At 51.0% G+C, this 19,280-nt stretch carries 18 protein-coding genes; 9 read left to right on the forward strand and 9 right to left on the reverse strand.

Annotation, left to right across the window (positions count from 1 at the left end):
* Window positions 1-166: 166 nt before the first annotated feature.
* From AC1S52_RS12740 to AC1S52_RS12760, 5 genes are all read left to right on the forward strand, one after another.
* Window positions 167-1,726: an ammonium transporter gene (locus tag AC1S52_RS12740; RefSeq protein WP_482029386.1), complete on the forward strand. Its 1,560-nt coding sequence runs from the start codon at window positions 167-169 to the stop codon at window positions 1,724-1,726.
* 271 nt (window positions 1,727-1,997) lie between these two features.
* Window positions 1,998-2,864 carry a GDSL-type esterase/lipase family protein gene (locus AC1S52_RS12745; protein ID WP_482029387.1) on the forward strand — a complete coding sequence of 289 codons (867 nt, stop codon included), beginning with the start codon at window positions 1,998-2,000 and terminating at the stop codon, window positions 2,862-2,864.
* 103 nt (window positions 2,865-2,967) lie between these two features.
* A complete protein-coding gene (locus tag AC1S52_RS12750; RefSeq protein WP_482029388.1) occupies window positions 2,968-4,563 on the forward strand; it encodes a SagB/ThcOx family dehydrogenase in 1,596 nt (531 codons plus the stop codon).
* Between the two features lie 86 nt (window positions 4,564-4,649).
* Window positions 4,650-5,183, forward strand: a complete 534-nt coding sequence (locus tag AC1S52_RS12755; protein WP_482029389.1) for a hypothetical protein — start codon at window positions 4,650-4,652, stop codon at window positions 5,181-5,183.
* 184 nt (window positions 5,184-5,367) lie between these two features.
* Window positions 5,368-5,550, forward strand: coding sequence for a hypothetical protein (locus AC1S52_RS12760; protein ID WP_482029390.1), 183 nt, complete (start codon window positions 5,368-5,370; stop codon window positions 5,548-5,550).
* Here the strand turns inward: AC1S52_RS12760 and eno are convergent.
* Together eno and AC1S52_RS12770 are read right to left on the reverse strand one after the other, a co-directional pair.
* Window positions 5,537-6,826 (reverse strand): phosphopyruvate hydratase, encoded by a 1,290-nt coding sequence (eno, locus tag AC1S52_RS12765; protein ID WP_482029391.1) that lies wholly within the window; start codon window positions 6,824-6,826, stop codon window positions 5,537-5,539. The two genes, AC1S52_RS12760 and eno, sit on opposite strands and share 14 nt — an antisense overlap.
* A 437-nt stretch (window positions 6,827-7,263) precedes the next feature.
* On the reverse strand, window positions 7,264-9,258 hold the full coding sequence (locus tag AC1S52_RS12770) for a DUF3685 domain-containing protein (RefSeq protein ID WP_482029392.1): 1,995 nt from the start codon (window positions 9,256-9,258) through the stop codon (window positions 7,264-7,266).
* Window positions 9,259-9,685: 427 nt separating this feature from the next.
* Between AC1S52_RS12770 and AC1S52_RS12775 the strand changes: the two genes are divergently transcribed.
* Window positions 9,686-10,492 (forward strand): MORN repeat-containing protein, encoded by an 807-nt coding sequence (locus tag AC1S52_RS12775; protein WP_482029393.1) that lies wholly within the window; start codon window positions 9,686-9,688, stop codon window positions 10,490-10,492.
* A 126-nt stretch (window positions 10,493-10,618) separates the two neighbouring features.
* Window positions 10,619-12,445, forward strand: coding sequence for an FAD-dependent oxidoreductase (locus AC1S52_RS12780; protein ID WP_482029394.1), 1,827 nt, complete (start codon window positions 10,619-10,621; stop codon window positions 12,443-12,445).
* Window positions 12,446-12,450: 5 nt separating this feature from the next.
* Here the strand turns inward: AC1S52_RS12780 and AC1S52_RS12785 are convergent, their stop codons facing one another.
* The 4 genes from AC1S52_RS12785 to AC1S52_RS12800 form a co-directional block, all read right to left on the reverse strand.
* The gene (locus AC1S52_RS12785) at window positions 12,451-12,735 is read right to left on the reverse strand and encodes a DUF1816 domain-containing protein (protein WP_482029395.1); all 285 of its coding nucleotides are present in this window, start codon (window positions 12,733-12,735) and stop codon (window positions 12,451-12,453) included.
* 82 nt (window positions 12,736-12,817) lie between these two features.
* Window positions 12,818-13,906, reverse strand: coding sequence for a 23S rRNA (guanosine(2251)-2'-O)-methyltransferase RlmB (rlmB, locus tag AC1S52_RS12790; protein ID WP_482029396.1), 1,089 nt, complete (start codon window positions 13,904-13,906; stop codon window positions 12,818-12,820).
* Entirely contained in the window at window positions 13,896-14,279 is a 384-nt protein-coding gene (locus AC1S52_RS12795; protein WP_482029397.1) for a Mini-ribonuclease 3, read from the reverse strand. Before AC1S52_RS12795 ends, rlmB begins: the two co-directional genes overlap by 11 nt.
* Window positions 14,280-14,486: 207 nt before the next feature.
* Window positions 14,487-14,720, reverse strand: a complete 234-nt coding sequence (locus AC1S52_RS12800) for a hypothetical protein (RefSeq protein WP_482029398.1) — start codon at window positions 14,718-14,720, stop codon at window positions 14,487-14,489.
* Window positions 14,721-15,009: 289 nt separating this feature from the next.
* On the opposite strand from AC1S52_RS12800, the gene AC1S52_RS12805 reads away from it, so the two are divergent.
* Window positions 15,010-16,170, forward strand: coding sequence for a sensor histidine kinase (locus AC1S52_RS12805; protein WP_482029399.1), 1,161 nt, complete (start codon window positions 15,010-15,012; stop codon window positions 16,168-16,170).
* 19 nt (window positions 16,171-16,189) lie between these two features.
* On the opposite strand, the gene AC1S52_RS12810 is transcribed toward AC1S52_RS12805, so the two are convergent.
* Both AC1S52_RS12810 and rpmF read right to left on the reverse strand, forming a co-directional pair.
* Window positions 16,190-16,789, reverse strand: coding sequence for a sulfite oxidase-like oxidoreductase (locus tag AC1S52_RS12810; RefSeq protein ID WP_482029400.1), 600 nt, complete (start codon window positions 16,787-16,789; stop codon window positions 16,190-16,192).
* 12 nt (window positions 16,790-16,801) lie between these two features.
* Window positions 16,802-16,981, reverse strand: a complete 180-nt coding sequence (gene rpmF / locus AC1S52_RS12815) for a 50S ribosomal protein L32 (protein WP_482029401.1) — start codon at window positions 16,979-16,981, stop codon at window positions 16,802-16,804.
* 362 nt (window positions 16,982-17,343) lie between these two features.
* On the opposite strand from rpmF, the gene AC1S52_RS12820 reads away from it, so the two are divergent.
* Complete coding sequence (locus tag AC1S52_RS12820) at window positions 17,344-18,360, forward strand: sulfate/molybdate ABC transporter ATP-binding protein (RefSeq protein ID WP_482029402.1); 1,017 nt, start codon at window positions 17,344-17,346, stop codon at window positions 18,358-18,360.
* A gap of 155 nt (window positions 18,361-18,515) precedes the next feature.
* Here AC1S52_RS12820 and AC1S52_RS12825 read toward each other — a convergent pair whose 3' ends face one another.
* The gene (locus AC1S52_RS12825; protein ID WP_482029403.1) at window positions 18,516-19,127 is read right to left on the reverse strand and encodes a hypothetical protein; all 612 of its coding nucleotides are present in this window, start codon (window positions 19,125-19,127) and stop codon (window positions 18,516-18,518) included.
* Between the last annotated feature and the right edge of the window lie 153 nt (window positions 19,128-19,280).

Below are 19,280 nucleotides of genomic sequence, written 5' to 3' on the forward strand. Positions count from 1 at the left end.
CAGGGATAAGTAGGGTGATCCATCTTCCCCCGGCAGGACGAGAAAGCAAATTTTTTCCATATTTCAAGGCATCGCTCCCATGAGGGCACTGGCAATCTATACTGTTTTGACCTGGAACCTTCCCAGGTTGCCTGTGTGATCGCCTGTGTCATGAGGGAGTCTTGTAATGATGGCTAAACTGACGCTTCCCAAAAAGTTAGGGAGTAGACCCCGACACCATTCTGGTTCTGCCACCCGGTGGTGGGGTGCTGGGCGGCAAAGCCCTTTCAAGCTCATGGGTAGAGAACAGAGAAAAGGACAAACTCAGCCATTGCCTCGGTTGATCCTGGCATTTAGTTTGCCGTTGATAGCAATCGGGATCAGCACTCTGCTGATCGGTTTAATGGGGGAAACCGCGATCGCCCAGGAAGTTGCCCCAGATATATCCCCAATTGATTCAGGTAATACTGCCTGGATGCTGATTGCATCGGCGCTAGTGCTACTGATGACACCGGGACTGGGGTTTTTCTATGGTGGGTTGGTGCGATCGCGCAATGTGCTCAACACAATGATGATGAGCTTGACAGCGATGGCAATTGTCGGAGTCACCTGGATTCTCTGGGGCTATAGTCTTAGTTTTTCTACCCCCCTGTCAGAGGGGCAAGCTTTTGCCTCCGGGATCTGGCAATTCATCGGTAACCTGGATTGGGTTGGACTTAATGGGGTGGCATTTGATGCACCCGACCCGATTGGCTACGCCGGAACCATTCCCCATCAGCTCTTCATGTTCTACCAGATGACCTTTGCCATTATCACCGTGGCGCTGGTTTCGGGGGCAATTGTGGAGCGCACTTCCTTTAAGGCGTTTTTCTGGTTCATCCTTCTGTGGTCTACTCTGGTTTACATTCCACTGGTACACATGGTTTGGGGCAGGGGGCTGCTGGCTTCAATCGGGGTGTTGGACTTTGCCGGTGGGACTGTGGTGCATATTGGTGCGGGCGTTTCGGCACTGGTGGCTGCCTGGGTCCTGGGTCCCCGCAAGGACTGGATGGTGAAGCCAATGATTCCCCACAATGTGCCCTACGTGCTGTTAGGGGTTGGCATCCTCTGGTTTGGCTGGTTTGGTTTAAGTGGTGGTCATGCGATGGGGGCGGGAGCGCTGACAACGGTGGCAGTGGTGGCGACAACGGTGGCGGCGGCGGCAGGGGGACTGGCATGGGCGATCGCTGAATGGCTACTAAAGAGCAAACCGACGGCGATCGGTATGGGTAGCGGTTTTGTCACCGGGCTAGTCGGTATCACGCCAGCGGCAGGTTTTGTCACCCCCCTCTCTGCCATCCTGATTGGAGCCGCCACCGCGCTTGCCAGTTACTTTGCCATCCACTTGAAAGTAAAGCTCCAGTTTGACGACTCCCTCGATACCTTCCCCATCCACGGCATTGGAGGAACGGTGGGAATCATTCTGACCGGGGTGTTTGCCACCAGAGCCGTCAATCCTGCTGGAAGTGACGGCTTGCTGTTTAATCATCCTCGTCTGGTTGCGATCCAGATTGTCGCGGCATTAGTTACCTGGTTGGTTGCCGGGGCAGGAACCTGGCTGATCCTCAAAGGATTGTCCTATTTGATAGATTTGCGCGTTTCCTATCAGGTCGAAGAGGAAGGTTTGGATATCCACTTACATGGTGAAGAGGCATATGGAGAAGACCTGGCAGGGGAGATTACTTTCTCAAAACGTCCTCTAGATTAGGAGCGGGTAAGCAGTTGTTAGTTGTTAATTGTTAGTTGCTGGTGATACTTGTGGACTCTCGGCACCCTGTCACCTTCACCCAGATCCCGGTGTCGGGAAGTACTTTACAGATGGGGAAATCGCTGTATTGTTCTACTCAAGTTTTGTCAAAGACCTTTATCAACCTCATCTCTGTAAGGGCCATAGTTTGCTCCTTATCCAAAGGCTCTCTCCTGCCCAGTTCCCCTTTCCCTGCTATAAAATCTGAGTCAAACTACGCTAGATCTAAGACGTGTACAGGCGTTTTTCTTTTCCAGGTTGGGCAATTTTGTTAGCAACTGGCAGTGGACTGTCAGCTCTATTTCTGTCAGCATTTCTGTTTTACCGCTCCAGCTTACCGGCATCTTCCCAGGTTGATGCTGCATCTCTTCAGCCAGAGTCCAGGCAGGCATCCACCCCGCCAGAACTGGGACCGCGTCATCAACTTACCTATGAACAATGGGTTGATTTGCTGCGGCGAGAGGCGAAAGTGGCAGCAGAACAGCGACCTGAGCATTTGATCATTTTGGCGGGAGATTCACTTAGCCTCTGGTTTCCTCAAGAATTGCTCTCAACTGAATCTACCTGGCTCAACCAGGGCATCTCAGGAGAGACTTCCTATGGTTTACTACGACGGTTGCGGTTGTTTGATCACACCCAACCCGCTGCCATTTTTGTGATGATTGGGATTAATGACTTGATTCAGGGCGTTCGGGAAGAAACGCTATTAGCCAACCAGCGCGAGATTGTACGCCATTTGAAAGCGGCTCATCCCCAAGCCAGAATTGTATTGCAATCGATTCTGCCCTATGGAAGTAGTTGGCTGCTCCAGCATCAGGCTCGTCTGGCAGTTCAGCAAAACCGCCAACCGCCCCTCTGGGTCGATCGCCTCAACGGTTTACCCGAACACTACATTCAAGAACTCAACGCAAAGCTGGTGGCGATCGCAAAGGACGAGAACGTGGAATACCTGGATCTGTACTCTCACTTCACCAATGCTGAAGGGGCAATGCTGCCCAACCTGACAACCGATGGCTTACATCTGAGTCACGAAGGGTATCAGGTATGGAAATCCCATTTGGATAACTATCGCTTGTCCAGGTTCCGGGGTCCAGGGTAGGGGTACGGGGGAGGCGTTTATAGTGCCCCGACCCCTGCTCCCTGAGTAGCACTTTCAAGCCGGACAGTGCCAAGATTAAAGCGAACCCTCCTTTAGATGCGCTATGCCAGAACCGACGGCATCGATCGCCCAGCACTATCACGAGCGCACCAAGTACGCTCCACAGACCATCAACGCTAAAAGTAAATCGCTGGACTGGAGCCAGCAACCGATCCCGTTCAAGGAATATAAAATTGGTCAGTCCTTTGACCTGAAGCCTTATTTGCAAGAGGAGACGGGGAAGCAGAGGCGCAGAGAGGCAGAGCGGCAAAGCGCTATCCCAGCTTCTATGTCGCCTGACCCACCCGCGTCCTCAGCGGATGCCTGGTGGCACCGGCTGTCCTGGCTACTCTACAGCAGCTATGGGCTGACCGGGATGATCCCGTTGCCCGATAATCCTCAATACCTGCGGGCGGCTCCCTCAGCAGGGGGGCTGTACCCGGCTGAGGTTTACCTGATGTCACGCGGAACCCCCCTCCTACCGGCTGGACTCTATAACTACCAGGCACGCAGCCACTCCCTGGTACATTTTTGGGAAAATGATGTCTGGACAAAGCTACAAACCGCCTGCTTTTGGCATCCAATTCTGGAAAATACCCAACTGGCATTGGTGATTACGGCTGTTTTCCTGCGTTCTGCGTGGCGTTACCAGGATCGTGCCTACCGTCGGATTTGCTTAGACAGTGGTCATTTACTGGGCAACATTGAACTGGCGTGCGCCATGAATGACTATCGCCCACACCTGATTGGCAGCTTTATGGATGAAGCGCTCAACCAACTACTGTACCTGGATGCAGACCAGGAGGGGGCGATCGCAGTCATTCCCCTGGCAGATCTACTAGAAGTCAAGCAAAATTTACCTCTGGCACGAACCATTCAACCCGCTGCCATCCACACAAGTTACCCCCGTATCCCGGACGGGCAACTTCTTAGCTATTTCCATCAGGCAACCCAGATGCCCCTGGATCCTGGTGTAAAAGTAAATTGGAAACCTCCAGCGGTGGAAGGTCAACGAGCAGACAAGTATAACTTTCCTTTCTGCCTCAAAGTCTCAACCGCGACTTCACCCATTGCCTGGGGAGATAATCTGGAAGGACTGCAAAACACCATCCTGCGGCGACGCTCTACCCGTACTTACACAGGTGAAGACCTCAGCCTGGATGAACTGAAAGCCCTGCTTGACTTTACTTACCACCCCCAGCACTACACTGACCAGAGCTTAGATGGAACGCCCGATTATTTCGACCTGAATCTCGTTGAAACTTTTATCGCCGTCTCCTCTGTAACTGGGTTGGAAGAAGGTTGCTACTACTACGCCCCCAAAGCTCAGGAACTCCGCCAGATCCGCTTCAAAAATTTTCGTAAAGAGCTACACTTTCTCTGCCTCTGGCAAGAACTGGGACGCGATGCAGCCGCCGTGCTGTTCCACACTGCCGACTTAAAAGCGGCGATCGAGGAATATGGCGATCGGGTATATCGTTACCTCCACATGGATGCTGGTCATTTAGGACAACGACTGAATCTGGCTGCCATCTATCTAGGCTTAGGAGTCAGCGGTATTGGCGGCTTCTTTGATGACGAGGTTAACGAAGTCCTGGGCATCCCTGCCGATGAAGCCGTTCTTTATATCACCACCCTGGGACGAGTACGACAAAATTGAACCTTCTTCCAGCCACTTCTGTCTAAAAAGATACGACTGATTGATTACAGTCGTTTACTAACCTAGGACATTTGATGGGTTCAACCATGACAAAAAACCTCTCTCTGATAGTGCCTGGAGCGATCGCGCTGATTCTTACCGCAACACCGATCCTCCCTTCCTTTTCTCAATCAACGGCTCCTGTTCCGGGTACTCGGACAGAGAAAACGGGTCCTCGGATGGGTAAGTGGGGTGCGAATCTGAATCTCACAGAAACCCAAAAAGCCCAAATGAAGCAAATTCGTGAATCTACCCGTGCCCAGATTGAAGCCGTATTAACTGAAGAGCAAAAGGCTCAAATGCAAGCAGCCAAACAACAGCGGCAAGCAAACCGACAACAGAGGCAGGCGGCAGGACAACAGGGGCAAACTAACCGACAACCAGGGCAAAGACGGGGCAGAATGTTTGCTTCCCTAAATCTGACTGAGGAGCAACAAGCCAGAATGAAATCCATTTGGGAAGAATCCAGACAGCAGATGGATGCCGTCTTGACTGCCGAACAGCGCCAAACACTTCAGGAAAAACGGCAACAAATGCGCCAGCGTCGTCAAGCGCAACCAGATTCGCAGCCAGGTAACTAATTGTTGTCTGAATGCAAGTGAATAGCTTTTGTTCAAAAGTTCCGAATCTGTGATGGGGCATCGTGGCGATGCCCCTTATTTTTTTAGAACCTAATATTCCTGATGCAGATCTGTTTGATCCAATATCGCGATCGCCAGCACTGGGATAGGAGCATCCGACCATCCGTGTGGCGCGTCAGTGTGAATGGCTCGAGTTAGCTCACTCCACACGGTAGCGGACGGTGGCAAGCCGTGGGCTGAGTTACAGTTATCTGCCGCCGCTGCGTTTTGCCGTTATCTGGAAAGTTTCAGTTTAATTCCCGGTTTAAGGCAATTGAACCGAAGACACCTCCAGATAACGCTATATCCGCCTCTTAACCCTTCTTAAAGGTTGACCAGCCTGCGTACTCGGCTCTGCCGCCCAATTCTTCCTCAATCCGAATCAGTTGGTTGTATTTAGCAAGCCGTTCTCCCCGGCAGGGAGCACCTGTCTTGATCTGTCCTGAACGGGTTGCAACGGCTAAATCGGCAATAAAATCGTCGGGGGTTTCACCGGAACGGTGGCTGACCATGCAGGTGTAGCCTGCACTGTAGGAAATATTGATGGCATCAATGGTTTCGGTGACGGAGCCAATCTGGTTCACCTTAATCAGGGAAGAGTTGCCTACGCCATCCGCGATCGCCTGCTTAATAATCTTGGGATTGGTAACAAACACATCATCCCCTACAAGCTGAATCCGGTTTCCCAACCGGCGGGTCAGTTCCTGCCAGCCTTCCCAGTCTTTCTCTCCCAATCCATCTTCAATTGAGACAATGGGGAACTGGTTGACCCAGCTTTCCCACAGGTCAATCATTTCTCCAGTGGTCTTGTGGCTCTTATCAGATTTGTAGAACTCGTAATAGCCCCCTTCTTCTCGATAGAGTTCGCTGGTTGCAGGGTCGAGGGCTATCACCATATCGGTTCCCGGTTTCAAGCCTGCTTTCTCAATCCCTGCCAGGATCAACTCAACGGCTTCTACATTTGCCTTCAAGCTAGGCGCAAAACCACCTTCATCACCTACGCCAGTGCTGTAACCTTTCTGCTTCAGAATGGACTTCAGGGCATGGTAAACATCTGCACCCATCCGCAGGGACTCACTAAACGTTGGTGCCCCGGTGGGAACGATCATAAACTCCTGAAAGTCCACAACATTGTCGGCGTGCGCCCCCCCATTCAAAATGTTGAAGCAGGGTGCGGGGAGTAACGTAGCGCCGTCTCCGCCCAGATATTGGTATAGCGGGGTTCCGGCTGAGGTTGCAGCCGCACGGGCGATCGCCATTGACACGCCCAAAATAGCGTTTGCGCCCAGGTTGGACTTGTACTCGGTGCCATCCAGTTCCAGCATTTTCTGGTCGATCGCCGCCTGGTCTGAAGCATCATCTCCCTTCAGCGCAGATGCGATCGCTCCCTTCACATTTTCAACTGCCTTCAAGACTCCCTTGCCACCATAACGCTTGGAGTCTCCATCTCTCATTTCCAGTGCCTCTCGACTGCCGGTAGACGCGCCCGAAGGAACGGCTGCCCGTCCCTTACTGCCATCAGTCAAAACGACATCGACTTCAACGGTGGGGTTGCCACGGGAGTCGAGAATTTCTCTGGCGGTAATGGATGCAATGGCTGCCATACGATTAGTTCCTGTGATTGAGCGTGATTCCGACAACAAATTATCCGACAATCATTGAACCAGAAGACCTTTAAAGTTTCTTGTCAAATATGAACTCTTTTAACATTTGATTGAGTAAGCGTAGTCCGGCAAAAATCTGTAACCCTTGTCTCGTAAAGGTTTTAACCAATTTTCTGGGATTCTACGTCTTTTGACGGTCAGCGCTAATTCCACCGAAAATAAATAGGTGTTCTCATCATCTGCAAGAGGATGAAGTTTGAGAACACTGCATTCGCTGTAGGCGATCGCGATAATGAAGCCATGATTGAGTAAGTTCTATTGGCTTTGCTGAGCGATCGCTTTCCCATTATTATCGTGGCTGAGAGGATTTCGGGAACACGGGGGGTGTGGGTTGATGGGTTCCAAGATGCCAGCATTCTCTGCTCTCGGTCGCCTATTTAGCGCGATCGCTCACTGTTCCGGCTAAATTTGGTGTCCTGGAGGGCATTGCCAATCCCTTTGACAATCCCGCGTCCAATTAAACCAATGCCCCGCCCCACCACATCTGTGAGCAGGTAAACCACCCCACTACCCAGAAATGAGATCGCAGACCGAAACCGGGGAGCGATCGCATCCCGTGCCTCCAGAGCCAGCGTGACCACGAGTGGAATACCTGAAAGTTCTGCCAGTTCCCCATTACGTGGGGCATAAATTGAAGCCTTAGTGATTCCTCCCTCGGTTAAAGCAAAGAGGTTAAAGCGACTCTCAAAAATCGCAGTAGGTTCACTAAAATATCGCTCCATCCGATAGCGCCAGGAGAGATCGTTACGAAACCGCTCAACTTCCCGGGTTGAGAGAAGCCGTTTGTCATAAAAGGAGCGCTTGATCGTTTCAATGTTGCCAAACCGATTCAAGACTGGCTGCATAACCGCATTGGCAAGCTGAACGGTCAGATTTTGCAATAATATTTCCATCCGCACCATTGCTTCTACTGTGCCAACGGCATAGGAGTCATCATCAATGGTTAACGGCGTTTGAAACAGTAAGTGGGTCAAAAACTCCGGCACCAAGGGAATTTTACTCAAAATTCCTGCTTGCACAATCTCAGCATCTTGAAGCAGAAAATCGACGATTTCAACGGGTTGATTATTGACTGGAATCGTGAAGTATTTACCAAAAAAATCAGTGGTTGCCGCCTGCCACAAATCCAGTAAAATAGCCACCTGCTTTCCTTCCAGGTGTTCTGGTTGAACCTGGGAAAAGCGCAAATCGTCCAGGGTTTCTTCTAGCTTACGCAGAATGCTATAAAGCAACTCCCGCTTCTTTTCCTCCTTGAGAATGTCAGTTTCCAAAGGAATGCTGGTCAGGTTGTGCAGACTGGTTTGTAAGCGGGCAGAGGTCATGTCAAACAAAGCTGCCCGCAGGGAGCGCAGAGCAGCGGGCGTAGGAGGGGCAAGGGATGCGGCAGGCGGGGAAGTCTCCTGTGCTGGTTCGGAGGAAGTGGGATCAGAGGAGCGGACGGGCAGGGGGGCATTCCTCTGTATTTGTTGAGCAGGGGGAGTACCTTCTACCTGCCTGGGGGGTGGGGGAGCAGCGGAGGGCAGGGATGCGGGGGGAATGCCTGTGGCTGATTGAGGGGGTGCCAGAAGGCGGTTGACCAACCAGCGGGCGGTACGAAGTTCGCGGTGGCGACCTGTTAAAACCAATTCTTCCAAAAGGGTCAGATTAGGGTGCTGAAGTTGAGCTTCAAGCAGGGCGATCGCCGTCTCAATCTGCTGAATTCCCGATACCCGCAGATTACGCCGCAAAACTGACAGCGGCGTTGCGGTCTCAGACAGGGCAGGCGTAGAAGGGGGTCTGGTTGGGCGGCTGGGCGGAGTCGCAGTCAAGAAACCCCCTGGCATTGCAGTTTCCCCAGACGTGCCCCCAGACGGAGATGATTGCAACGCCTGGGTAATGGTTTGCATTGCCTGGTTCCAGTAGGGCTGACCCGATGCAATCTGCCGGATAGCCGTGACTAATTCTGCAATATCAATGCCCTTGGGACAGTAACCCTCAACTCCAGCCTGCAACGCTGTGGCTAACTGGAGCGGATCAGGTCGTGAGCTGAGCAACAGGATGGGCAGTTGGGGATGGATGGTCTTAATTTGCTGGCAGACCGCTAATCCCGTATTCTGTCCGGTTCGGTACTGCCCCAGATCCAGGCTGAGGAGTACCAGGTCGGGGGCGATCGCTTCCTGCCCCCCTGCCGTTGACTCCGCAGAACGACCCGCCAGCCAATCCTGTAATACCCGCAGGGCGGAAGCTCCTGTGTCTGCTTCAAACACGACCCCCACATTAGGAACTGGCTCCAGCGCGGTGATCAGCCCCAATCGAAAAACCGGGTCATCCTCAATGAGCATCAGCCGGACTGCACGGCTACGTTGGCGGTTTGTTTCCGGTGAATTGCTCATACTCAGTTGGTGGTTCCCTGAGATATAGGGTACAGGGGGAGAGTGGGAAAGGGGAAGAATGAAGGCGAGACGGAGGCAGAAGGCGAAAGGATAAAACCGAACGGGGGAAGGAGGGAGGGAATTAAAGGATAGGTTGCATTGTAAGCTTAGTAACTCCTGGGGCAATCTGGCTTACCTCCGGAGTTACGGAATATTCTTATTGGACTTCAGTCATGTTTTCCGGATAGTCTTCATTGTTACCCGCAATTAAATTGTTAGAACTCTGGCTATTTTAGGGAAATCTAGGCTTCAAGTCTTTCCAAAGATTTTTGTGAATCAGCCGGTTGTTTTATGTCCCCCGGTTCCGCGATTCTTTTTGCCCTGTTGCCTCTCCTCCATGCGGTTGGAGATCAAAACGATTAGGAATTTTTAAACGGAGCACCTGATTATGTATCTTTCAATTCAACGATTGGGTATCGGTATTCTAGCCGTTTCTGCCCTAGAGGCTGCGATTGGTTTCGCTCAACCTTTACCCGCCAGAGCCGCAACCATTACGCTGGATGATGGAGCAACCTGCGAAGGAAACTTTAGTGGACGGAATGGAACCGGCATTTGTGTGTTTTCAGACGTTAAGCCCGGCAATCCCTACAACTACTACCGGGGACAGATCCGGAATGGCTTACCCAACGGGTCTGGAATGTTTGTTTACCAAAATGACGAGCGCTATGAAGGATCCGTCCGTAACGGGTTACCCAATGGCAGGGGCATGTATTTGTTTAACAACGGCGATCGCTACGAAGGGGGCTTTGCAAACGGTCGATTTAGTGGGCAAGGCACACTCACCTATCAAAATGGCGGGCGCTATATAGGCACCTTTAGGGGAGGCGAGTTCTCTGGCAAAGGGGCACTGTCCATGCCGAATGGGATGACCTACTCCGGTGGCGTTCGTGAGGGGCAACCCCACGGCAAGGGCACGATGAAGTTTGGTGGCAGCACCTATTCTGGAGACTTTTATCTGGGTCAGGTGAATGGGCAGGGTACTCTGGTGGATGCTGAAGGAATCCGCTGCCAGGGAGTTTTCTTTAACAGCCAGTTGAGTGGTAAGGGAACCTGCACTTACCCATCGGGCAATCCGTTTAGAAGCTACACCGGAGAACTACGGGGTGGTAAGCCTGATGGTAAAGGCGTTGTAGTTTACTCCAATGGCAAGCGATTTTCTGGGCAGTTTCGGGGTGGGCAGCCGGTTGGTCAGTAGATAGACAAGGGGCTTAAGCCCCTTGTTAAGTGCAAACTCATATTGAACTGGTTTAACAACTAACAACTAACATCCCCCCATTACCTGGTATATAGATACCTGTTAGCTGCGACCACAAAAAGGCTTATGCGTGAATTCGATGCCGATGTACTGGTGGTGGGGGGGGGCACCGGTGGAACGGCTGCTGCCCTGCAAGCCGCCCGTCGCGGTGCAAAGACGATTCTGGTCAGCGAATTTTCCTGGCTGGGAGGAATGTTGACCAGTGCGGGGGTATCGGCTCCTGATGGGAATGAGCTAATTCCCTTTCAAACCGGGATCTGGGGAGCGTTTCTGCGAGAGTTACAGCACCGCCAACCAGAAGGGTTAGATCATGGCTGGGTAAGTTTTTTTACCTACGATCCTCGTGTGGGTGCTCGAATCTTTGCTGATTGGGTGATGGAACTCCCCAATTTAGAATGGATTTCGGAGCAGGTACCTTTGGAGGTTTTGCGGCAGGGAAATCGGGTTACGGGGGTTCGGTTTGCTGAATGCACAGTTCATGCCAGTATCATCCTGGATGGAACAGAGTTGGGGGATCTGCTGGCACTGGGAGAGATTCCCTGCCGGTGGGGCTGGGAGCTAAGTACAGAATGGGCTGAACCCAGTGCGCCCTCCGCTCCCAGCCTTTTGATGCAGCAGTATCCTATTCAGGTACCTACATGGGTTGTCGTCATGCAGGACTATGGCGAGGGCACAATCGCGCCAGAAATTCCTGTGCCGCCCAATTACGCTCCAGAAAGATTTCTAGGAGCATGGGAACAGCATGGAGCGGCAGCTTTTTTGAACTATGGACGCTTACCCCGCAACCAATTCATGATCAACTGGCCCCGCCGGGGTAATGATTATGGCGAGGGGATTGGACGGTTAGTTGAATCGGAATCTGCTCGTCGTCAGTTTCTTCAGGAAGCTCGCTGGCATTCCCAGGGGTTTGCTCACTTTATTCAAACACACCTCGATCACCGGTACGGTCTGGCTGAGGATATGTTTCCGGCAGGCGCAAATTCCTTAGGTGGGGGTGGCTATGCGCTGCACCCTTATTACCGGGAAAGCCGCCGTTTAAAGGGGCTAACAACGGTTAGGGAACAGAATATTCTGCCCATCCCAGGGGGATCGGTCGCATCCTTACCCATCAGGGTTGTTGGGCAGGGTTGCACGGTAGCAGAAACGGTGTGTGAGGCGATCGCGATCGGAAACTATCCCAATGACCACCATTACCCTAGTGGTGACATTGAACTGCAACCCAAATCGATGCGCTGGGGTGGACGCTGGACGGGGACTCCGTTTACGGTTCCCTATGGCTGTCTGGTGCCGGAAACCATTGACGGTCTACTGGTTTGCGAGAAAAATATTTCAGTTTCGCACATTGCCAATGGAGCAACTCGCCTTCAGCCGATCGTTTTGGGAATTGGGCAGGCAGCAGGAATGGCAGCCGCACTCTGTATTGAGATGGGATGTCAACCGAGGGAACTAGAGGTGAGATCGCTTCAGACAGCCCTGTTAAGCGATCCATTAGCCCCGGCTGCGGTGATTCCGCTGCTCAACCTTCCTGCCAGTCATCCTGATTGGTACCAGTGGCAAAGCTACTATCTGGATCACCCGGAGGCTTATCCATCGGGGGGAAACTGCCCAGCCAGACGAGTTAATGCTGGGTCTAAATCGTCCCCCAGCCCTCTTCAACCCGGTTCTCAAAGTATTTCAGGCAAAATTGAGCAAACCGACAAGCTCAATTGCAAGCTTGTGGTAAGAGAACCAGCGGAACTGAAGGGGCAGTCGTTCCAACTTGTAACGGTGCATCCTTATGTGAATAAGGAAATGATGAAGATTCGCCAGGGAGAATCTATTACTGCCATCGGTCGGCTAAATCGAGCGGGCAACTGGGTGTTGGTTGAAAAAATCGTGCTACAGAATCACTGACTGGATTACTGAAGTTGGCTACTGAAGGCACGAGAAATACCCTGGCTACCTTGCTCCCCCAGGTCATCAGAGACCGTCAGTTTTACAGGTTTACAACGCTTCACTGAAACACTAATACCCTGTGCTCCTTCCTGTTCCAAATCGGCTAGGTATCCTGCTTTCGACGCTTCAGCGGCTTTGGCTCCCCCAAAAGGTCCGAAATAGTAAGTGCAGTGAGGTGTTTCGGTTTTAACTTCAACCCACCAGGCTAGTCCGACCAAATTTAACAGACTTGTAAAAAGTTCTTTCATGGGTCTTTGCCAATTACCAATGGTTTACTCGATCTTTAACCACGTTGCAGTTGAATTATCGGTGGTAACACTTCAAATTTTGTTATATTTCGCTACTTTTTTTCAAGATTATTGCGTTTTCTAATGAATTGAGGTGCCAGGTATTAGACCAACGTTGACGAAAAATTTCGTAAAGCGCCATCCCCGATGCAACTGAGGCATTCAAGCTGGGGGTATTGCCATGCAGCGGAATCGAAACCAGATGGTCACAGGTTCGCTGAACCAATAAACTAAGTCCTTCTCCTTCGGATCCTACGACCAGGGCGATCGCGCCCGAAAACTGGATGGTATGTAACGGCTGACTGGCATTTGCAGCCGTACCGTAGATCCAGAATCCTGCCGCTTTCAGGTCTTCCAGGGCACGGCTGAGATTGACAACCCTGGCTACGGGAAACGTTTCCAGAGCGCCTGCGGCTACTTTCATCACCGTCGATGTCACCCCTACCGCCCGCCGTTGTGGGATCACAAGCCCATGCGCCCCTAGAGCTTCCGCTGTCCGAATAATGGCACCCAAATTATGGGGATCGGTAATGCTATCAGCAATGACCAGGACAGGCTGATCAGAAGCAGCTTTAGCCCGCTCCAGCAAGTCTGAAAGTTCAAGGTAGTCATAGGGAGCAACCTGAGCAGCCACACCCTGATGATTTGCTCGGTGAGTTATCTGATCCAGACGTTGAGGCTCCACCTCATCAATGACAGTCCCGTTTGCCTTTGCTTGAATTAGTAATGAATGGAACCGGGGATCGTACCGGAGTCGAGATGTAATCCAGACTCGATTGAGATTGCGCTGATTTTCCAGGGCAGTCAGCACCGGATGACGACCATAAATCAGGTCTGCATCCTCATGATCATCTGCGCTATTGAAAGGTGCATTGTGTGCAGGCGTATAACTTGCAGGCGCATGATTTGCAGGCGCATGACTTGCAGGATTTGGCGGGCTTGAGGTGGGTGACTCAATCACCCTTGCCTGTCCATCTGATTTCTTGACCGGAGGTTTAACTGGAGAGGATGCTTTTCCTAAGCGGAGCTTGGGGCGACGGCTGCGAGAATCTGCCTGCTTTGGTTTAGGTTTTGCTGGACGATCTGGCTGGGATCGCTTATTGAAGTCGCGATTGGGTTTTCTAGGGGTCATAAAGCTCCAGTTGGGTCAGCAGTTGGTCAAGGCGCTGGGGATTGGTGAGGTACAAGTAACCAATTACAGTCTCCAAGCTAGTTGCCTGCTGGTAAGTTTCCAGATCAACTCGTTTAGGGCGTCCCGTTGCTGCATTGCGTCCTCGTCTGACAACTTCCAATTCAGCATCGGTCAGATGGGGAATCAGCGATCGCAGGTAACTTGCCTGGCTTTCTGCCCTGACCTGAGCAACAACTTGGTGATGATAGGTTTGAATACGCTTGGGTGGCAATAAATAGCGCTGGCGGACATAAAGTTCGTAAACTGCATCTCCCAGGTATGCCAGAGCTGCTGGGGAAACCTGTTGGATCTGTGCCGCTGAAAGCGTCTGCACTGTAGGCAGAACAGCCCTATCTTGACTTAGCTCCATCCCAGAATAGAGCCTCTGGCGCTCCAATGATGCATACAACTATCTGCTTGCGTGAATTGCCTGCACAACTTAATATCTCACGACTTAAATATCTTATGAGCTGTGTTTATGAACTGTAAAATCTATAAGCGACAAAAGTTAGAACCTGAAACTACTATAACGGCGATGTCACTATCGCTGATGGTTAACACAATGGCTGATGGTTAACACAATGGCTGATGTCCAACACAATGGCTGATGGTTAACACAATGGCTGATGTCCAACACAATGGCTGATGTCCAACACAATGGCTGTTGACTCAATCGAAATTGACACATTCCCCACATACCTGCAATATTGTAGCGATATTCTTTGGCTGTCACCCACTCAATTTCAGGTTGTTTGTCCAGACTGTTTGGAATCATCAATGGTGGTAGGGGCAATCAAAGCAAATATTTTTGAAAAATCAGGATGGTTTTACTCTCTCATACCAATTCTCTTTGAAGCTGAAGCTGCACAGAAGAATGCTTGGTAGACGAGGGGCTGAAGCCCTTTGTTAAGTGCAAACTCATGTTGAACTGATATAAGCTCCTGATTAGGGGAAAACCCATGTTGAACTGGTGTCAATAGGATCTCTCTTAAGAAGGAAGTAAAATTACTCGCTGTCCTGTAAACTTTCATTTCGGTAATCAAAACTATTTATATGTGAGTTAGATGAGTTCATCTTTATATCCCCATCCAGTTAACATGCATCAATCTTCCCCGTCACGGCAGCCTAAGCGCGATCGCATTCTGGTTGTAGATGACTTACCAGATAATTGTTTCCTGATTCAAACACTGTTACAGGAGGAGGGGTATCACATTGACGTTACCAATAGCGGTCGTGAAGCCCTGGCTTACATTGAAAAATCTCCTCCCGATCTATTGCTGCTGGATGTGATGATGCCAGAGATGGATGGTTTTGAGGTGACTCGGCGCATTCGCCAGAATCCCAATCTGCCATTCCTCCCGATTTTGTTGATTACAGCCTACGACCAGCCCAGCGTTGCTAAAGGGCTGGATACTGGTGCTGATGAGTTCATTCGGAAGCCGGTCGAATTTGACGAATTGGTAGCGCGGGTACGATCGCTCCTGCGGCTTAAGCATAGTGTGGATGAGCGAGATCAAATTGCCCGCCAACGGGAAGATTTTGTCTCTCGTCTAACCCATGACCTGCGCACTCCCCTAGTTGCGGCTGATCGCATGTTAAGTCTGTTTCAGCAGGGAGCTTTGGGAGAGTTACCTCCCGCGATGGGAGAAGCGGTTGCCACGATGATACGCAGCAACCAAAATTTGCTGGTCATGGTCAATACCTTGCTCGAAGTTTACCGCTACGAGGCAGGGCGTAAAAAATTGACTTTTTCTCCCGTCAATTTAGCGGAGCTGATTTATCAAGTTGTGGAAGAGTTAGCCCCTCTGGCAATGGAACAGGGACTGACTGTAACCTTTGAAAATCCTGCCCAGTCTGATGGACAGCCCGAAATGATCGTGATGGGCGATCGCCTGGAATTACGTCGGGTGATTACTAATTTGATCGGCAACGCGATTAAATTTACCGACACTGGGTTTGTCAAAGCTCGGTTATCTGTTACGTCCGCTTCGTCCAAGACCGCTGTTTTGGAGATAGAAGATTCTGGACCAGGCATCCCAGCAGAGGAACAATCCACTTTATTTGAAAGCTTTATACAAGGGAGCCACCGCAGGGGTGGAAGCGGCTTAGGGCTGCATCTCTCTCGCCGAATTGTAGAGGCCCATGACGGAGTGATTGAAGTTCAGTCAGAGGTGGGGAAAGGCAGTACCTTTACCGTTCGCATCCCAGTCAACCCAGTGGGTTAAAGGTTGGGGATGGCTTACCCTATAGCGTGCTATAGCGCTCTTCAGCCCAGGGTTCGCCCCGGTGGTGGTAGCCATTGCGCTCCCAAAAACCCAAATCCATGCGGCTAAGGAATTCCAGACCATTAATCCATTTGGCGCTTTTCCAGGCGTAAAGGTGGGGCACGATCAAACGCATCGGACCGCCGTGCTCTACAGGTAAAGGGTCGCCAAATAGGGTGTGGGCAAAAAAGTTTTCCTCGCGGAGAAAATCATTCATCGAAAGGTTGGTTGTATAGCCACCGTAGCAATGCTCCATCACATGCATCGCTTTGGGATCAACGTCCAGTGCCTTCATAAAGTCAGGCACACGCACCCCTATCCACTGCACATCCAGTTTTGACCAGGTCGTGACGCAGTGAAAGTCAGCCGTAAAATTAGTCTGGGGCATTGCCATAAAGTCTTCCCAAGTAAAGGCTTTTTCCTCCTTTACCAAACCCCAGACTTTGAATTGCCAATCTTCCTGTGTGACCTGAGGAGTTTCACCGTAAGTCAACACAGGAAACCCTTTTGCCAGATGTTGACCAGGGGGAACGCGATCGCGTAAGTCATCCCCTGGCTTTTCGAAGAATTTACCTTGCATTGTTCCCTTGCATTATTCTTCGTCTTCTGCGTCTTCGTCATCTTGAGGGTAAACAAACCCTTCCGCCCGCCCAGTCAGAATAGACTTGCCGAGGGAAAGTGCTTTTTGAGCCTGGAAGTCTGCTTTCCGCTTCCAGGTTGCCTTACGCTTATCGCGTTTAGACTTTGACGTTTTCTTCTTAGGGACTGCCATTGTAGTGGATTGGTGGATAGTTTTTAGACAACCTTCCTATTCTAAGGCATTCCTTTCATAACAGATGGATTGCCCCTGCGTAAAACCGCTGTAAATCCTGGCGGATCAAGAGTATGATTTGGTTGGCATAGACCTCCAAAGTCTTGAAGACTTCCAAGGTCTGGGTAGAGTCGCCATTGCTTGAATGCAGCGATTCAAGCGATTCAACAGATAAACCTCACCCACTTAGAAACCCGTAGCTTTTCCTGGAGAAAATCTCCAGTTCTCAATTTGGATCAGGTTTATTCAAAGATTTCTAGATAGATTAAATACTTCTCTGTGGTGTAAACTACAGTAAACCTATCGGAAAATTGGTGTTTGTGATGGGTATCGTCGTAGACAACGTATCGAAGCAGTTTGGCACATTTAAGGCGGTAGCCAATGTCAGCCTGGAAATCGGCAGTGGTTCGCTGGTGGCATTGTTGGGACCCTCTGGGTCTGGCAAATCGACGCTGCTTCGTTTAATTGCCGGGTTAGAAACTCCCGATGAGGGACGGATTTTATTAATCGGTGAGGATGCGACCTATCGCAGTGTGCAAGACCGCAGCATTGGGTTTGTGTTTCAGCACTATGCCCTGTTTAAGCACATGACCGTGCGCAAGAATATTGCATTTGCCTTAGAGCTTCGTAAAGTGCCGCCCGCGAAGGTAAAAGCGCGGGTGGAAGAGTTATTGGAACTGGTCCAACTTCAGGGATTGGGCGATCGCTACCCCTCGCAGCTTTCCGGTGGGCAACGGCAGCGGGTCGCTTTGGCGCGATCGCTGGCAGTAGAGCCTAAGGTGTTGCTCTTGGATGAGCCGTTTGGTGCCTTGGATGCCAAAGTGCGGAAAGACTTACGTGCCTGGTTACGCCGTCTGCACGATGAGGTTCATGTAACGACTGTGTTTGTCACCCATGACCAGGAAGAGGCGATGGAAGTTGCCGATGAGATTGTGGTGATGAATAAGGGCATGGTGGAGCAAATTGGCACCCCTGCGGAAATTTATGACCATCCTGCCAGTGCATTTGTGATGAGTTTCATTGGTCCGGTGAACGTGTTGCCCAGCAGTTCCCGCATCTTTGAAGCGCATGGTTTTGAATCAACCCATCCAGAGATATTTTTGCGTCCTCAAGATATTCTGGTGGAGACTTCTCCCAATGGGGCATCGGTGTCTGCTAGAGTCAGCCGAATTATTCATTTAGGCTGGGAAATTCAGGCAGAGTTGACATTGGATGACGGGCAGGTACTCACCGCCCATCTCACCCGCGATCGCTTTGATGAATTGAACCTGAAACCTCAGCAAAAAGTCTTTGTCAAACCAAAGGATGCTAAGGCTTTTCCGCTCTACTATTCGATTTAGGTGAAGGGTGAGGTGGTAAAGGTTGTTGGTTGGCAGTCAGTAGTCGGTGGTTCTCAGTCATTGGTCATTTAGTCATTGGTCATTGGTATTTACAGATAACAAATGACCAATGACGAGTGACAAACAACTCTCAACGTCTCCTTCTGCCCCCTCTGCTAAAGCTTTTTGGGCAATGCCGGGAGGGGTTCTTGGGGAGAGGGTGAGGCTGGTGGAGCGTCGATGACTTTGGGGCGAGTGGTTGAAAGGGTGGCTGAGACCAGGGCAAAGCCTAAGTAGGCAGGCAGAAGCAGCGCGACAAAAAACGCGATCGCAACTAAAAACTTGGTCCAGTCTGAGGTGGGGCCAAAGTGGGTGCGATAAGGATCGTGGGGCAGAAATTCGGGTTTAATAATATCGCGTAGGGCGATGGGGCGCTTGAAGCGGGCGCGACGATCGTCTAGCTTCTCCAACAAAATCCAGCCAGCCTGAGATTCCTCATCGCATAACCGCTTAAACACCCTGGGATCCCGAAACAGGTCTTGATTTGCCCGTACAATCTTGAACTCCCACCCAGCCAACCGCGGATCCTTAGGTGATGTTCCATACCCGTTGGGCTGAACCTCAGGGGAAGAATGGGTTTCCTTAGATTCGTAGGGAGTCAACGTTTCCTCCTCTGCCTCATGCTGTCGCTCTAAAACCACCTGTTGCCATCGTAACCAACCACTGGCAAACATTGCCTGCAAACCAAGACTGCCAGCAAACAGACTTAAGAGCTTGATTTCCACCATGCATCGGTACAGAGGGATTAGGTGAGGAGGGACGAGGAGATAGGGGAGCGATCAATTAAAAATAGGGAATCCAGGCTGAAACGGTGACATTCCTTGAGACAAGCCTTGATAGCGCGAATATAACAGGGATTTAGAGAAATGCACGGATATTTT

It is taken from the genome of Kovacikia sp. CALU 1929 (genome assembly GCF_056784235.1).

Excerpts from the sequence above, each read along its gene's own strand:
- AC1S52_RS12740 (WP_482029386.1), top strand. The coding sequence starts at position 167 with ATGATGGCTAAACTGACGCTTCCCAAAAAGTTAGGGAGTAGACCCCGA.
- AC1S52_RS12750 (WP_482029388.1), top strand. The coding sequence starts at position 2,968 with ATGCCAGAACCGACGGCATCGATCGCCCAGCACTATCACGAGCGCACC.
- AC1S52_RS12755 (WP_482029389.1), top strand. The coding sequence starts at position 4,650 with ATGACAAAAAACCTCTCTCTGATAGTGCCTGGAGCGATCGCGCTGATT.
- AC1S52_RS12760 (WP_482029390.1), top strand. The coding sequence starts at position 5,368 with ATGGCTCGAGTTAGCTCACTCCACACGGTAGCGGACGGTGGCAAGCCG.
- eno (WP_482029391.1), bottom strand. The coding sequence starts at position 6,826 with ATGGCAGCCATTGCATCCATTACCGCCAGAGAAATTCTCGACTCCCGT.
- AC1S52_RS12770 (WP_482029392.1), bottom strand. The coding sequence starts at position 9,258 with ATGAGCAATTCACCGGAAACAAACCGCCAACGTAGCCGTGCAGTCCGG.
- AC1S52_RS12775 (WP_482029393.1), top strand. The coding sequence starts at position 9,686 with ATGTATCTTTCAATTCAACGATTGGGTATCGGTATTCTAGCCGTTTCT.
- AC1S52_RS12780 (WP_482029394.1), top strand. The coding sequence starts at position 10,619 with ATGCGTGAATTCGATGCCGATGTACTGGTGGTGGGGGGGGGCACCGGT.
- AC1S52_RS12785 (WP_482029395.1), bottom strand. The coding sequence starts at position 12,735 with ATGAAAGAACTTTTTACAAGTCTGTTAAATTTGGTCGGACTAGCCTGG.
- rlmB (WP_482029396.1), bottom strand. The coding sequence starts at position 13,906 with ATGACCCCTAGAAAACCCAATCGCGACTTCAATAAGCGATCCCAGCCA.
- AC1S52_RS12800 (WP_482029398.1), bottom strand. The coding sequence starts at position 14,720 with ATGATTCCAAACAGTCTGGACAAACAACCTGAAATTGAGTGGGTGACA.
- AC1S52_RS12805 (WP_482029399.1), top strand. The coding sequence starts at position 15,010 with ATGAGTTCATCTTTATATCCCCATCCAGTTAACATGCATCAATCTTCC.
- AC1S52_RS12810 (WP_482029400.1), bottom strand. The coding sequence starts at position 16,789 with ATGCAAGGTAAATTCTTCGAAAAGCCAGGGGATGACTTACGCGATCGC.
- rpmF (WP_482029401.1), bottom strand. The coding sequence starts at position 16,981 with ATGGCAGTCCCTAAGAAGAAAACGTCAAAGTCTAAACGCGATAAGCGT.
- AC1S52_RS12820 (WP_482029402.1), top strand. The coding sequence starts at position 17,344 with ATGGGTATCGTCGTAGACAACGTATCGAAGCAGTTTGGCACATTTAAG.
- AC1S52_RS12825 (WP_482029403.1), bottom strand. The coding sequence starts at position 19,127 with ATGGTGGAAATCAAGCTCTTAAGTCTGTTTGCTGGCAGTCTTGGTTTG.